Annotated in this window: 11 protein-coding genes; 2 read left to right on the forward strand and 9 right to left on the reverse strand. The window is 72.9% G+C overall.

Annotated elements, in window-relative coordinates; genetic code table 11:
- Positions 1–7 precede the first annotated feature (7 nt).
- From ABZ564_RS00160 to ABZ564_RS00200, 9 genes are all read right to left on the reverse strand, one after another.
- Entirely contained in the window at positions 8–2,713 is a 2,706-nt protein-coding gene (locus ABZ564_RS00160; RefSeq protein WP_360847004.1) for a fumarate reductase/succinate dehydrogenase flavoprotein subunit, read from the reverse strand.
- Positions 2,714–2,736: 23 nt separating this feature from the next.
- Positions 2,737–3,474 carry an ABC transporter ATP-binding protein gene (locus ABZ564_RS00165; protein ID WP_360847006.1) on the reverse strand — a complete coding sequence of 246 codons (738 nt, stop codon included), beginning with the start codon at positions 3,472–3,474 and terminating at the stop codon, positions 2,737–2,739.
- Positions 3,471–4,331, reverse strand: coding sequence for an ABC transporter permease (locus tag ABZ564_RS00170; protein WP_360847009.1), 861 nt, complete (start codon positions 4,329–4,331; stop codon positions 3,471–3,473). The genes ABZ564_RS00165 and ABZ564_RS00170 overlap by 4 nt, the downstream gene beginning before the upstream one ends.
- Positions 4,328–5,695 (reverse strand): ABC transporter substrate-binding protein, encoded by a 1,368-nt coding sequence (locus ABZ564_RS00175; protein WP_360847012.1) that lies wholly within the window; start codon positions 5,693–5,695, stop codon positions 4,328–4,330. Before ABZ564_RS00175 ends, ABZ564_RS00170 begins: the two co-directional genes overlap by 4 nt.
- Positions 5,696–5,710: 15 nt before the next feature.
- The gene (locus ABZ564_RS00180; protein ID WP_018101329.1) at positions 5,711–5,938 is read right to left on the reverse strand and encodes a ferredoxin family protein; all 228 of its coding nucleotides are present in this window, start codon (positions 5,936–5,938) and stop codon (positions 5,711–5,713) included.
- A gap of 41 nt (positions 5,939–5,979) precedes the next feature.
- Positions 5,980–6,750: a GntR family transcriptional regulator gene (locus ABZ564_RS00185; protein ID WP_360847015.1), complete on the reverse strand. Its 771-nt coding sequence runs from the start codon at positions 6,748–6,750 to the stop codon at positions 5,980–5,982.
- A gap of 184 nt (positions 6,751–6,934) precedes the next feature.
- A complete protein-coding gene (fahA, locus tag ABZ564_RS00190) occupies positions 6,935–8,164 on the reverse strand; it encodes a fumarylacetoacetase (protein WP_360847018.1) in 1,230 nt (409 codons plus the stop codon).
- A gap of 163 nt (positions 8,165–8,327) precedes the next feature.
- Entirely contained in the window at positions 8,328–10,322 is a 1,995-nt protein-coding gene (locus ABZ564_RS00195) for a CocE/NonD family hydrolase (RefSeq protein ID WP_360847021.1), read from the reverse strand.
- Positions 10,323–10,331: 9 nt separating this feature from the next.
- Complete coding sequence (locus tag ABZ564_RS00200) at positions 10,332–11,831, reverse strand: peptide MFS transporter (protein ID WP_360847024.1); 1,500 nt, start codon at positions 11,829–11,831, stop codon at positions 10,332–10,334.
- A gap of 156 nt (positions 11,832–11,987) precedes the next feature.
- Here ABZ564_RS00200 and ABZ564_RS00205 point away from each other — a divergent pair, with 156 nt between their 5' ends.
- Both ABZ564_RS00205 and ABZ564_RS00210 read left to right on the forward strand, forming a co-directional pair.
- Positions 11,988–12,998 carry a polyprenyl synthetase family protein gene (locus ABZ564_RS00205; protein WP_360847027.1) on the forward strand — a complete coding sequence of 337 codons (1,011 nt, stop codon included), beginning with the start codon at positions 11,988–11,990 and terminating at the stop codon, positions 12,996–12,998.
- A 216-nt stretch (positions 12,999–13,214) separates the two neighbouring features.
- Complete coding sequence (locus ABZ564_RS00210) at positions 13,215–14,435, forward strand: DUF2092 domain-containing protein (protein ID WP_360847028.1); 1,221 nt, start codon at positions 13,215–13,217, stop codon at positions 14,433–14,435.
- Positions 14,436–14,438: the final 3 nt, after the last annotated feature.

The following is a 14,438-nucleotide window of genomic DNA, read 5'->3' on the forward strand; positions in this document are numbered from 1 at the left end:
CTGGTGCTCAGACCCCCACCCCCCGCCCCGCATACGCCCGCACATCCGCGTCCGGGTCCGCGACCGCCCCCGCCAGCGCCTCCCGTACCCCCGGCGCGTCCCCGTGCCGCAGCAGCGCCAGCACCGCCGCCTTGCGGACGTCCGCGTTCGGGTCGCCCAGCGCGCCGGCCAGCGCGCCCACCGCGCGGCCCGGGTCCGCCGAGGTCAGGGCCTTCGCCGCGCCCGCGCGGACCTGCCAGGCCGGGGCCTCCAGCGCCTCCACCGCCAAGGCGGCGTACACCTCCGGGCAGCCCGTCTCCGCCAGCGCGCCCAGGGCCGCCGCGCGGACCAGCGGGTCCGGATCGCCCAGGAGCGGGGCGAGCGGGGCCGGGGCAGGGGCGCGGACGGCGGCCAGGCCCTTCGCCACCGCGACCCGGACCTCGCGGGCCGGGTCGGCGGCGGCCCGGGTCAGCCCGTCCACCGCGTCCACGGAGACCAGGGCCCGGACGGTCTCGACCCGCACCTCGAGATCCGGGTCGCCGAGCGTGCCCGCGTACAGCTCCGCGTCGCCGAGCCGAAGCGCTCGCAGGGTGTCGAGGGAGGCGGCGCGGACCACGGCGTCGGCCGACGACAGGGCGGCGACCAGCGGTGTCCGCAGCGCGGGCGAGGGTTCCAGCACCTCGACCAGTTCGCGCAGGGACGCCGCGACGGCCGCGCGGACGGCGGGGGACGGGTCGCGGAGGGCGGCGGCCAGCGCGGGGCCCGCACCCGGCGGGGTGGACTCCGTGAGCGCGGCGACGGCGGCCCGGCGCACGGCGGGGTCCGGGTCGTCCAGGTACGGCGCGAGCGAGGCCAGGTCCGGTTCGCCCTCGCTCAGCGCCAGCAGCTCCAGGATGCGCGGCGAGGTGGAGACGGCCGGTTCGGAGGCCGCCGACACGGGAACACGCGCCGACACCGGCGCGGCCTCCCGCGCCCCAGCCGTCCCCACGCCCACCGGCTCCACCGCGCCGATCCGCCGCACCGGCCCCCCGGCCGGCGCGAACCCCTCCACCGGGACCAGGTACGGCGCCACCGGGCGCGCCGTGAACTCCATCGCCCCGGACGCCGACTTGTACAGGTCCAGGTGGTGGAACCAGTCCGCGTCGTCCCGCTCCGGGTGGTCCGTGCGCTCGTGGTACAGCCCCCAGCGGGACTCCGTACGGGCCAGCGAGGAGCGCGCGGCCATCTCCGCGCAGTCGCGGATGAACGACACCTCCGCGCACCGCATCAGCTCGTGCGGGGTCTTCGCGCCCATCTCCGCGAGGTCGGTGCGCATCCGCTCGAAGGATTCCAGGGCTATCGACAGCCGGGCCCCGGACTTCGGCGGAGCCACGTAATCGTTCACGAAGCGGCGCAGCTTGTACTCGACCTGCGGCTGCGGCGGCCCGTCCGGATTGCGCAGCGGCCGGTAGATCAGTTCGTGCGCCGCCCGCAGCTGGTCGGCTGGCAACTCGCCCTCGTACGCCGTGAAACGGGCCGCGTCCTCGCCCGCCAGGTCACCGAAGACGAACGCGCCGATCATGTAGTTGTGCGGCACGCACGCCAGGTCACCGGCCGCGTAGAGGCGGTCCACCGTGGTGCGGGCGTGGTCGTCCACGCGGACGCCGGACGCCGAGTGGCCGCCGCACAGGCCGATCTCGGAGATGTGCATCTCGATGTCATGGGTGCGGTAGTCGTGACCGCGCCCGGCGTGGAACGTGCCGCGCGTCGGGCGTTCCGTGGAGTGCAGGATCGTCTCCAGCGCGCTGACGGACTCCTCCGGCAGATGGCTGAGCTTGAGGTAGACCGGCCCCCGGTCGGAGGCCACCTCCGCCGCGAACTCGGCCATCATCTGCCCCGACCAGTAGTCGGAGTCCACGAAGCGCTCGCCGTGCCGGTTGACCTGGTAGCCGCCGAAGGGGTTGGCGACGTACGCGCAGGCCGGGCCGTTGTAGTCCTTGATCAGCGGGTTGATCTGGAAGCACTCGATGCCGGTCAACTCGGCGCCCGCGTGGTACGCCATGGCGTAGCCGTCACCCGCGTTGGTCGGGTTCTCGTACGTACCGTAGAGGTAGCCGGAGGCCGGCAGGCCGAGCCGGCCGCAGGCGCCCGTGGCGAGGATGACGGCGCCCGCCCGGACCGTGACGAACTGCCCGGTGCGGGTGTGGAAGCCGGCCGCGCCGATCGCCCGGCCGTCGTCGCCGGTCAGCACGCGCACCGGCATGACCCGGTTCTCGATGCGGATGCGCTCGCGCATCTCGCGCCGCCGCAGCTGCCGGTAGAGGACCTTCTTCACGTCCTTGCCCTCGGGCATCGGCAGGACGTACGAGCCGGAGCGGTGGACCTGCCGGACCGCGTACTCGCCGTGCTCGTCCTTCTCGAACTTCACCCCGTACGACTCCAGGCGCCGCACCATGCCGAAGCCGCGCGTCGCGGTCTGCCGGACGGTGGACTGGTCCACGATGCCGTCGTTGGCGCGGGTGATCTCCGCGACGTAGTCGTCGGGTTCGGCACGGCCCGGGATCACCGCGTTGTTCACGCCGTCCATGCCCATGGCGAGCGCGCCGGAGTGGCGGACGTGCGCCTTCTCCAGGAGGAGCACGGAGGCGCCGCGCTCGGCCGCGGTGAGGGCCGCCATCGTGCCGGCCGTACCGCCGCCGACGACCAGCACGTCGCAGGAGAGTTCCTCGGCGTCCGCGAGGGCGGGGATCTGCACGGGGGAAGCCTTTCGGAGAGGGTTCAGGGGGTGAGGGATTCCAGGACCCGGCGGCGCAGCGCGACCGTCACCGGATCGGTGTGCGCGGTCCGTTCGCGCGGGCGCGGCACCGGCAGCACCCGACCGCCCGGCAGCAGGGCCACGCGGTCGCCGAGGAACAGCGCCTCGTCCACGTCGTGCGTCACGAACACCACCGTGGCGCCGCTGCCCCGGAGCACATCGACCAGGAGCCGCTGCATGCCGGCCCGGGTCTGGGCGTCCAGCGCGCCGAACGGCTCGTCCATCAGGACCGCCCGGGGCCCCGCCGCGAGGGCGCGGGCCAGCTGGACGCGCTGGCGCTGGCCGCCGGAGATCCGGTGCGGCAGCCGCGCCGCGTGTTCGGCGAGCCCGACCCGGCCCAGCCACTCCTCGGCGCGGGCCCGCCGCTCGGCGCGCCCCACACCGCGGATGGCCAGGGGCAGTTCGACGTTGGCCCGGACCGTGCGCCAGGGCAGCAGCGCGTCGTCCTGGAAGACGAGGGCGCGTGCGGCGCGGGGCCCGGTGACGGGCTCGCCGTCCTCGCTCACCTCGCCGCCCAGCGGGGGAAGCAGCCCGGCCAGGGTTCTCAGCAGCGTGGACTTGCCGCAGCCGGACGGGCCGACGACGGCCAGGATCTCGCCGGGCACGACATCGAGGTCGATGCCGTCGAGCACGGGCGCCCCGGCCCGGCCGAGCGTGGCGCCGCGCAGCGTGAGCCGCAGCCCGTGCGTGGTCGTCGTCATGAGCGCACCCGTTCCTGTGCCGTGCGGACCGAGGGGGCGGCGGGGGCCGCCGGGGCGGGGCGCCGGCGCACGGGGGAGGCCTGGCGGTTCTCCGTGCGCGGCAGCCAGCGGGTCAGCCGGCGGCCCAGGACCTCCACGGCCGTGGAGGTGAGCCAGCCGAGCAGGCCGATGGTGGCCATGCCGACGAAGACCCCGGGATAGTCGACCACCGTGTAGTCCTGCCAGGTCCGGTAGCCGACCCCGTACTCGCCGGAGATCATCTCGGCGGAGATCACGCAGATCCACGACACCCCGATTCCGACGGACAGGCCGCCGAGGATGCCGGGGAGCGCGCCGGGCAGCACCACCGACCACAGGACGCGCCGCCGGCCGCCGCCCATGGTCAGGACGGCCTCCTCCCACACCGGGGTCAGCGCCCGCACCGCGTGCCGGGTGGAGACCATGACGGGGAAGAACGCGGCGGTGCAGGTGATGAAGACGATGCCCTGCTCGTTGCTCGGGAAGAGCAGGATGGCGACCGGGACCAGCGCGATGGCCGGGACGGGCCGCAGCACTTCGAGGACCGGGCCGAGCAGATCGGCGGCGATCCGTGAGCGGGCGACGGCCGTGCCGACGGTGACCCCGAGGACGGCGGCCAGCGCGAAGCCGGTGACGATCCGGGTCAGGCTGTCGGTCAGGTCCTGCCAGTACGCGTCGCCCGCGACCCGGTCCGCGAAGGCGCGGCCGACCTCGCCGACCGTCGGGAACTGCTCGAAGCGCAGCCACAGATTGATGTCGTACGTGGTCAGCGCCTGCCACAGCCCGAGCGCCGCGCCCAGCGAGAGCACCCGTCGCACGGGTGACCACCGCCCTCTCATGACGCGGACCCGGCGCGTTCCAGCGCGGTGGCGTACGGGACGGTCCGGGCGCCCGGGTGCGCCGCCACGTCGGCGCGGGCGGCCGACTCGGTGACGTACGGACGCAGTTCCGGGCCGTCCGCGACCCACACCGCGCGGTCCGCGAACCACAGCGTGCCGGTCTTGGCGTCGGGGACGTACGCCGCCCGGACCGTGTCCCGGTGCGCGGCCGCGTACCGCAGCAGTTCGGTGGGGGTGGCGAAGGCGGTGGTGGTGTCCTTGCCCTTCAGCCACACCTCGCCGCCGCGCCGGGCGGGCGGCCCCGCGGCGAGGGCCTTCGCGTAGCCGGAGCCGTACACGCGCTTGATGTACCGGTCGTCCACGAAGGCGTCCACGTCCACGTCACCGACGAGCTTCGCGGAGGCCAGCACCGGGACGTCCTTCTTCAGGGCGGCGATCAGCGCGGGCTTCGGCGTGGTGTCGAAGGTGGCGATGCCCTGGGCGCCGTTGTAGAGGTGGACGACCTCCGCCGGCAGGCCGGTGGCCTTCGCGACGGACTCCGAGGCGGCGACCGGGTGCTCGTGGAGATACGTCGTCGCGCGGCCCTGGGCGCGCAGGAAGTCCTCCACCACGGCGGACCGCTTCTCCGCGAAGTCCTCGCGGACCGTGACGCCGTGGAAGGTGGGCAGGTCGAGCTCGGCACCGTCGTACAGCGCCTTGGCCCGGCCCTGGAAGGCGAGCAGCCCCGGCCAGGCCACGAACTGCGACAGCGCGTCCGCGCTGCCCGCCTGGAGTGCCGAAGCGCCCACGGCAGGCTGCTGGTTGAGCTTGCGGATGTCCTTCTCCGGGTCGATCCCGGCCTGTTGCAGGGCGCGTACGAGGGTGCCGTCGGCAGCCGAGCCGACGCTCGTGGAGACCTTCCTGCCGCGCAGGTCGGTGAGCGTGCGGAGCTTGGAACCCGGTCCGGTGACCACGGTGTTGAGGCCGCCCGACAGGTTGTAACCGGTGACCGAGACGAGCCGGGTGGGGCGCTTGAGCTGGACGCCCCGGGCCGCGTTGATCAGCAGCGGGAAGTCGCCCATCGAGCCGATGTCGATCTTCCCGGCGGTCATCTGGGCGGTGATCGGGGCGCCGGTGGCGTAGTCCTGCCACTCCACCTTGTACGTGACACCGTCCCGCTCACCGCGCTTGCGCAGCTCGTCCTCGAAGTACCCGAGGGACCGCAGCAGGGTGCCGGCGGTGACGGTGTTGATGGTCCGGGACTGGTAGCCCACGGTCACCGTGACCGTACCGCTGTCGTCCGCGCTCGCCCCGCCGCCGCAGCCCGTGGTGAGCGTGAGGAGCAGCGCGGCGCCGGCCAGGGCGCCGGGTGCTGTGCGTCGCATGGGAGTCGGGGCCTTTCAGCGCAGGAGATAGGGCATGTTGACGGTGACCGCCCCGGTGGGGCAGCGGGCGGCGCACGGGCCGCAGTACCAGCACTCGTCCACGTGCATGTACGCCTTGCCGCTGTCCTGGTGGATGGCCAGGGAGTCGAGCGGGCACATGTCGACGCACAGGGTGCATCCGTCGATGCACTTGGACTCGTCGATGGTCACGGGCACGTCGGCCCGCTGGGGCGCCAGAGGCATGGCGGGGCTCCAGGGAAGGGGGTTACGGAGGGTGGGGTGCTTCAACAGGCCCGGTGCAGCACGCCGTTCATGCTGATGCGGTCGCCGCGGAAGCGGATGAATTCCAGATCCACGGGCCGGCCGTCGGCGAGCCGGGTCAGCCGCTCCAGCATCAGCACGGCGGACCCGCGCGGGACTTCCAGGACGGCGGCGGAGTGCGCGTCGGCGTTGACGGCCTCCAGGGTGATGTCGGCGTCGCCCAGCAGCTGCCCGGTCAGGGACTCCAGCAGCCGGAACACGTCGGTGTTCTCCAGGTCGGCGCCGAGCAGCCCGGCGCCGACGTCCATCGGGACGTAGGTGAGGTCGAGGGAGAGGGGCAGCCCGTTCAGCAGCCGGCGGCGCTCGATGTAGAGCACGTCGGTGTGCTCGGCGAGGCCGAGGCGCCGGGCCACCGGGGCCGGGGCGGGGACGGGCCCGACGGTGCGGACCTCGTTGGTGACCCGGCCGTGTTCGCGCAGGGTCTCGGCCAGGCCCTGGAGCCGGTCGAGGGCGTGCGGGTACTTCTCGGCGACGACGACCGTGCCGACGCCCGGCAGCCGCTCGACCAACCCCTCGCCGCGCAGCAGGTCGAGGGCCTGGCGCACGGTGTTGCGGGAGACGCGGTAGTCGTGCCCGATGGTGTCCTCGTACGGCAGGACACCACCGGGGAACGCGCCCGTGCGCACCTGGTGGCGCAGCAGGTCGGCGAGGAGCCGGGCGCCGTCCGCACGCAGCCGGCGCCGGCGGGCGGCGGCGACGGGCACGGTGTGCTCGCGGGTGCGTTCGGCTGGCATGCGCTGGACCATACCGACGCGGTAAGGGAGTTGGTGTTGCCGCAGTGTTGCGCCATCAACGGTCCTCCACGGGGCGCCTGTGACCTGCGGTGACGCGGGAGGCCGGGGGAGATCCGCCACCCGCCGGTCCGCCATGCGGACCCCGCCGGCCGCACCCCGGAAGGAGCGAGGCCGGGGCGCCGGGTCAGTCCGTCGGGACGACCCGCCCCGTGACCTCGCCCAGACCCACCCGGGTGCCGTCCGGTCCCGGCGCCCAGGCGGTGATGGTCACCGTGTCGCCGTCCTCCAGGAACGTCCGCTTGCCCTCGGGCAGGTCCAGCGGGTCGCGGCCGTTCCAGGTCAGCTCCAGGAGGCAGCCGCGCTGGTCCGGCTCGGGGCCGCTGACGGTGCCGGAGCCGTAGAGGTCGCCGGTGCGCAGCGAGGCGCCGTTGACCGTCATCTGGGCGAGCTGCTGGGCGGCCGTCCAGTACATCGTGGAGAACGGCGGCTCCGCGACGACGTGTCCGTTGACCGCGACGGAGATCCGCAGGTCGTAGCCGCCGGGCTCGTCCTCGTCCGCGTCGTCCAGATAGGGGAGCAGCGGGAGGTCGCGGGCGGGCGGGGCGGTGCGGGCGGCGTCCAGGGCCTCCAGCGGGGTCACCCAGGCGGAGACGGAGGTGGCGAAGGACTTGCCGAGGAACGGGCCGAGCGGGACGTACTCCCACGCCTGGATGTCGCGCGCCGACCAGTCGTTGAGCAGGGAGAGCCCGAAGACGTGCTCCCGGAAGTCCGGGAGGGCCACGGGCTTCCCCTGCTCGGACGGGGTGCCGACGACGAAGCCGACCTCCGCCTCGATGTCGAGTTTCACGGACGGGCCGAAGACGGGCGCCGGGTCGGCCGGTCCCTTGCGCTGGCCCGCCGGGCGGACCACATCGGTGCCGGAGACCACGACGGTCCCCGCGCGGCCGTGGTAACCGATCGGCAGGTGCTTCCAGTTGGGGGTGAGCGGCGCGTCGGCGTCGGGCTGGAAGATCCGGCCCACGTTGGTGGCGTGGTGCTCGCTGGCGTAGAAGTCCACGTAGTCCGCGACCTGGTAGGGCAGGTGCAGGGTGACCGCGTCCAGCGGGTGCAGCAGCGGCTCCAGGTCCGCGCGGTGCGCGGGCACCGTGACCCACGCGGTCAGCGCCCGGCGCACATCGCGCCAGGCGGTGCGCCCGGCCGCGAGCAGGGCCGTCAGGTCGGGCCGGGCCAGCAGCTGTGCGTACGGCGAACCGAGGGCGAGCGCGGCGGCCCCGGCGTCCAGGACGTGGTCGCCGATGCGGACGCCGACGCGCCGCTTTGGCCGGTCCGGGGTGGAGAACACGCCGTACGGCAGGTTGTGCGGGCCGAAGGGATGGTCCTCGGCCACATCGAGCGGGCTGCTCTGCTCGGGCATCTGTCGCTGCCTCGCTTTCCGGGTCGCTTGGGTGACACGTTACGTCGGGGCCGTCGCCCCGGGCCGTGTCCGGGACGTCCCACGAGGCGTGCGACGCCGGGCACGACCCGGGCAGTGCCCCAACCATCCCCAATGCCCCGGAAAGTACGCCTCGCATCACCCTTCACCCGGCGGTTCGCGGGATGCTCTTCTCCCAGGTCCGGTGGAAGACGACCTCGCCGCCCTCGGTGCAGACGACCTCGTTGACGGTGTGGAAGTCGTCCGCGTCGGCGGTGATCTCCGAGCGCGTGTCGATCTGCACGTCCCAGGACATCTCCGGCCGGTGCAGCCGGATCGTCCAGTCGGACCGGGTGCGCGCGGAGAGCGGGTCGCCCTCCTGGACGGTGTACGTCTCCACCGCGTCCTCGGTGAATTCGAGCCCGTCCGGGTAGACGCGCGTGCCGCCGTAGCGCGGGTCGACCTCCAGCCGCCACTCGCCCTTGGCGACGTCGCGGACGACCAGCCGTTCCGGGCGCGGCGCCTCCAGGGGCTCCGGGAAGACCACGCCCAGCGGCTCGGACTGCTCGGGCTCCTCGAAACGGATCGCGGGGTCCTCGGTGCGCCGGCGCACCGGGAGTTCGACGAGGCTGCCGTCGGCCTCCAGGGTGAAGCCCGCCGAGCCCGCCTGCGGCCAGATCCAGGGCCAGTACGAGGACGAGACGGCGAGCCGGATGCGGTGGCCGGGCGGGAAGGTATGCCCGATGCCGTTCAGCTCGAAGGTCACGTCCTCGGTGGCGCCGGCCGGCCAGTCCTCGGTGCGGTCGCGTCCGTTGCGGGCGGCCAGGTTGAGCGCGCCGCGCGTGACGAGGGTGGAGGAGCCGTCGGGGGCGACGTCGCAGAGCCGGGCGATCGCCTGCCCGCGCGGCACGTCCATCGTGATGCGCAGCTTCACCCGGGGCCGGCCCAGGATCTCGATCGGCGCGTCGGTGACCGGGAACTCGAAGCAGAGCGACTTGGCGTCCTCGTCGCGCTGGTCCGGCGGCAGGTCGGCGTCGTTGCCGAAGGGGAAGAACCGCCCGGCGTCGAGGCCGGTCTGCTGCGGCGAGTGGACGATCTGCGGCCCGCCCTGGAGGGCGTACGCCACCGGGGTGACGTTCTCCGAGGGCCAGCTGGTCTCCCCGGCCCAGCGGCCGGGCAGCGTCTCGTAGACCGTGGCGGGCCGGTGCGACTCGCTGATCCAGGACCGCAGCAGGGGTTCCCGCATGATGCCGGTGTCCTCGTCCTTCAGGTGCTGGTCCCACCAGCGCAGCGTCTCCTGGAGGAAGCCGATGCCCGGTCCCGGCGGCAGCCCCCGGTCGGGGTACTGGTGCGACCAGGGGCCGATGATCCCGCGCACCTTCGCCGGGTCCAGGTGCTCGACGAGGCGGAGGACGGTGTCGCGGTACGGGTCGTGCCAGCCGCCGACCGCGAGGACGCTCGCCTTGATCGCGGAGTAGTCCTCGCAGACGCTGCCGTGCTTCCAGTAGGCGTCGCGGGTCTGGTGGGAGAGCCAGGTGTGGATGAAGGGGTCCACGGCCTCCAGCCGGTTCAGCCACATCTGCCGCCAGTCGTCGCCGACGTCCGCCGGGTCGGGCGGGCGGCACACGAAGGCCAGCATGGTGGCCGCCCAGGCGTGCATGTCCACGGCGAGGACCGAGCCGCCCATGTAGTGGACGTCGTTGTCGTAGCGGTCGTCGGCCGAGCACACCGTGACGATCGCCTTCAGCGGCTCCGGGGCCAGCGCGGCGATCTGGAGCGAGTTGAAGCCGCCCCAGGAGATCCCGAACATGCCGACCCGGCCCGAGCACCACTCCTGCCGGGCCAGCCAGTGGATGACGGCGACCCCGTCGGCCAGTTCCGTCGCGTCGTACTCGTCGCCCGGCATGCCCTCGCTGTTGCCGTGGCCGCGCACGTCCACCCGGACGGAGGCGTAGCCGTGTCCGGCGTACCAGGGGTGGCGCTGCCAGTCGCGCGGCGCGGTCCAGTCGCTCAGCCGGTACGGCAGGTACTCCAGGAGGGCGGGCACGGGTTTCTCCGTGACCGGCCGCCAGACCCGGGCGTACAACTGGGTGCCGTCCGGAAGCGGGATGTAGAGGTCCTCGCGGGTCGTCTCGTACGGGAACGCGGTCTCGATGTGCATGGGACTACCTCAGTGGACGGGGTGCATGGTGCGCCTGAGCCAGGGGGCGGCGGCGATGACGGCCACACCGGCCGCGACCGCGACAGCGCCATTGACACCGAAGTAGGCGGGGTTGGACACCTCGCCGTACAGCTTCACGATCTGGGCCTGGATGCCGTTGGCGAGGGCCAGCGAGAGGAACCAGAGCGCCATGGTCTGGCTGGCGAACGCCTTCGGGGCGAGCTTGGTGGTCGCCGACATGCCGGAGGTCTCCAGCAGGATGTCGCCGAGCCCGAGGAGCAGATAGGAACCGACGATCCACCAGGCGGCCATCTTGTACGTGTCCGTGGAGTGCCCCGAGGTGGGCAGGACCATCAGCAGGAACGAGAGGCCGCCCAGGATCACGCCGATCGCGATCTTGTTGGACGCGTGCGGCTGGCGCGGTCCCATCTTCGCCCAGACGGCCGCGACCACCGGGGCGAGCAGCACCTCGAAGGCGCCGAGCGCGGAGGCGTACCAGCTCGACGGGAAGTGGAAGCCGAAGATCTCCGTACGGGCGTTGGTCGACGCGAGCAGCATCATCGTCGAGTACGCCTGGAAGAGGATGAAGTTGAAGACGACGGAGGCCAGGAACAGCACCACGTACGGGCGCAGCCTGCCGCGTTCCTCGGCGGTGACCCGGGGACTGCGGAACATCACCGCGAAGTAGACGACCGGCGCGATCACCGAGATGAGGGTGAGCAGGTCGACGAACCGGTCCATGGTGAGCCAGCCCGCCAGGGCCAGAGCGGTCGCGACGGCCGCCACGACCACGCACCCGACGACGATGAGCCGGACCGCGCGGCGCATGGGTCCGGGGGCCAGCGCGAATTCGGCGGCGTGCTTTCGCCCGGCCAGGTGACGGCGGCCCGCCACGTACTGGATGAGGCCCAGCGTCATGCCGAAGGCGGCGGCCGAGAAGCCCCAGTGCCAGCTCGCGTGGTCACCGAGCCAGCCGGTGATCAGCGGGCCGAGGAACGCGCCGATGTTGATGCCCATGTAGTAGAGGGCGAAGCCCGCGTCCCGGCGCTCGTCGTCCGTGCGGTAGAGCTTGCCGACCATGGTGGCCACATTCGGCTTGAGCAGCCCCGTACCGGCACTGATCAGCCCCAGCCCCACCCAGGTCATGGCGTCGGTGGGCACCGCCATGGCGTAATGCCCGCAGGCGATCAGGACGCCGCCGTACAGGACGGCCCGGTACGAGCCCAGGATGCGGTCGGCCAGCCAGCCGCCGGCCACCGAGACGAGGTAGACGAGCGTGCCGTACGCGGCGGAGACGGAGGCGGCGGTACCGGCCTCCATGCCCATACCGCCATTCGCGACCGTGTCCGCGAAGTAGAGGACGAGGATCGCCTGCATGCCCAGGAACGAGAACCGTTCCCACACCTCGAGGCCGGACAGGGTCATCAGACCCCGTGGCTGGCCGAAAAAGGCGTGGTCGTCGGCCGGGGGCGGCTGCGTCGGGTCGGTGTCTGCTGCTGTGTGAGACAAAGCGGCAACTCCTGATCGTATGAGCTGATCCCGAACATACCGGCGGTGGCGGGAAGGCGCCCACGGTGATCCAAAGGGGACCGGATACGCTGACTTGAGTGATGACAACGACACATCGACATTCCGTGTGATCGTCAGCAGACAGGAGATCCCCTCGTGACCGTCGTCGGGCCGTTCGGACTGAGCGTGCGGGACCAGGCTCTTGAGGCCGGTGTCCAGGCCGGTTTGGCTGCTGTCGAGTCGGGCCTGCTCGATGCCACCAAGAGCGACGTGCCCTTCATCACGGAAGCCGCCCAGCACCTGGTGCGCGCGGGGGGCAAGAGGTTCCGGCCGCTGCTGGCGATGCTGGCCGCCCAGTTCGGTGACGCCGACGCGCCGGGCGTGGTGCCCGCGGCCGTCGTCGTCGAGCTCACCCACCTCGCGACGCTGTACCACGACGACGTCATGGACGAGGCCGACGTGCGGCGCGGCGTCGCCAGCGCCAATTCCCGCTGGGGCAACTCGGTCGCCGTACTGACCGGCGACTTCCTCTTCGCGCGCGCCTCGCACATCCTGGCCGACCTCGGCCCGGAGGCCGTCCGCATCCAGGCGCAGGCGTTCGAGCGCCTGGTCACCGGCCAGATCCTGGAGACCGCGGGCCCGCGCGACGGACGCGACCCGGTCGAGCACTACCTCGAAGTGATGAGCGGCAAGACCGGCTCGCTGATCGCCGTCGCCTGCCGGTTCGGCGCGATGATGGCCGGCGCCGACGAGTCCACGACCGACATCCTCACCCAGTACGGTGAACGGCTCGGCGTGGCCTTCCAGCTCGCCGACGACGTCCTCGACATCGCCTCCGACTCCCACGAGTCCGGCAAGACCCCCGGCACCGACCTCCTGGAGGGCATCCCGACCCTCCCCGTCCTCCACCTCAGGGCGCAGGCCGCGGCCGACGGCAAGCCGGAGGACCTGGCCCTCGTCGAGCTGCTCGACGGCGACCTGGGCGACCCGGACCGGCTCGCCGAGGCGCTGCGCCTGCTGCGCGCCCACCCGGCACTGGCCCGGGCCCGGCAGGACACCGTCCGGTACGCCCAGGAGGCTCGGGCGACGCTGAAGCCGCTGCCCGAGTGCTACGCCAAGCTCGCGCTCGAAGAGATGTGCGACGCGGTCGTCCACCGCGCCGGCTGACGGCCCCTCGGCCCGACCCCTACGGGACGGCCGGCGGCCGGCCCTTCGCCCTCATACCGAAGAGGTACGCGGAGTTGCTCCCGGGGGCTGACGCCTTCCGCCTCCGGATTTGGTCAGATGGAGGACAACCACTCCTGACCAAAACGGGTGAGAATGGCGGCACGGAGTGGACGAGTGCATCCGACGGAAGCCGCCGACCACGGAGGTAGGGCACACATGGCACCGAACGACAGCGCGGAGACCAACGGCACGGCCGCCCGGGGGAGCGCCGGCCGCCGCAAGGCGGCGCGCTACATCGTCCCCGCCGCGGTGGCGGGGGTGGCGGCGGCGACGATCGGCCTGGTCCCGGCGCTCGCCAGCTCGGGCGACCCCGATCTGCCGAAGATCACCGCTCAGGAACTCATCGAGAAGATCGCCGCGTCGGACACGGAGCAGTTCTCCGGCACGGTGAAGATCAGCACGGACCTCGGCATCCCGGCCCTGGGCGGCCTGGCCGGCTCCTTCCTCTCCGACGCCGGCGGGGACGGCGGCAAGGACACGTCGGGCGCCGACCCGCAGGCCAGGCTCACCGAGCTCGCCTCCGGTACGCACACCCTGCGGGTGGCCGCCGACGGCCCCGACAAGCAGCGCCTCTCCGTCCTGGACGACACGTCCGAGTACAGCCTGATCCACAACGGCGACCAGGTCTGGGCGTACGACAGCGCGTCCCACGCGGTCTACCACGCGGAGGGCGAGGACAAGGCGCCCCGGGACAAGGACCGGGCCGCCCCCGAGGGCGTGCCCACCACTCCGAAGGCCCTGGCCGAGCAGGCGCTGAAGGCCGCCGACGGCACCACGTCCGTCACGGTGGACGGCACCGCGCGGGTCGCCGGGCGCGACGCGTACCGCCTGGTCCTGAAGCCCGAGCAGAGCGGCTCCACGATCGACTCGGTCACCGTCGCCGTGGACGCGGAGAACGGCCTCCCGCTCAAGTTCACGCTCCGGCCCAGCAGCGGCGGCAAGGCGATCGTCGACGCCGGTTTCACCTCGGTCGACTTCGGGAAGCCCGCCGGGTCCTCGTTCACCTTCACCCCGCCCAAGGGCGCGAAGATCACCGAGGCCGAGGACGCCAAGGGCCACGAGAAGGCGCGGGGCGGCCTGGGCGAGGCCGAGGCCGCGCAGGGCGCCGGTGCCCCGAAGATCATCGGCAAGGGCTGGAACAGCATCGCCGAGTTCAGGACCCCCGGCGGCGCGGCCCTCCCGTCCGGGGCGTCGAAGGACGTCCCGGCCGAGGCCCGGCAGTTCCTGGACGCGCTCGGCGACAAGGTCACCGGCACGTTCGGTTCCGGCACGGTCTTCAGGACCCGCCTGATCAACGCGCTGATGACGGACGACGGCCGCGTCTACGTGGGCGCGGTCACCAAGGACGCGCTGGTCGAGGCCGCGAACGCGGGCTGACGC

Origin of the sequence: Streptomyces sp. NPDC019224, from assembly GCF_040632605.1 — a bacterium.
Classification (GTDB): Bacteria; Actinomycetota; Actinomycetes; order Streptomycetales; family Streptomycetaceae; genus Streptomyces.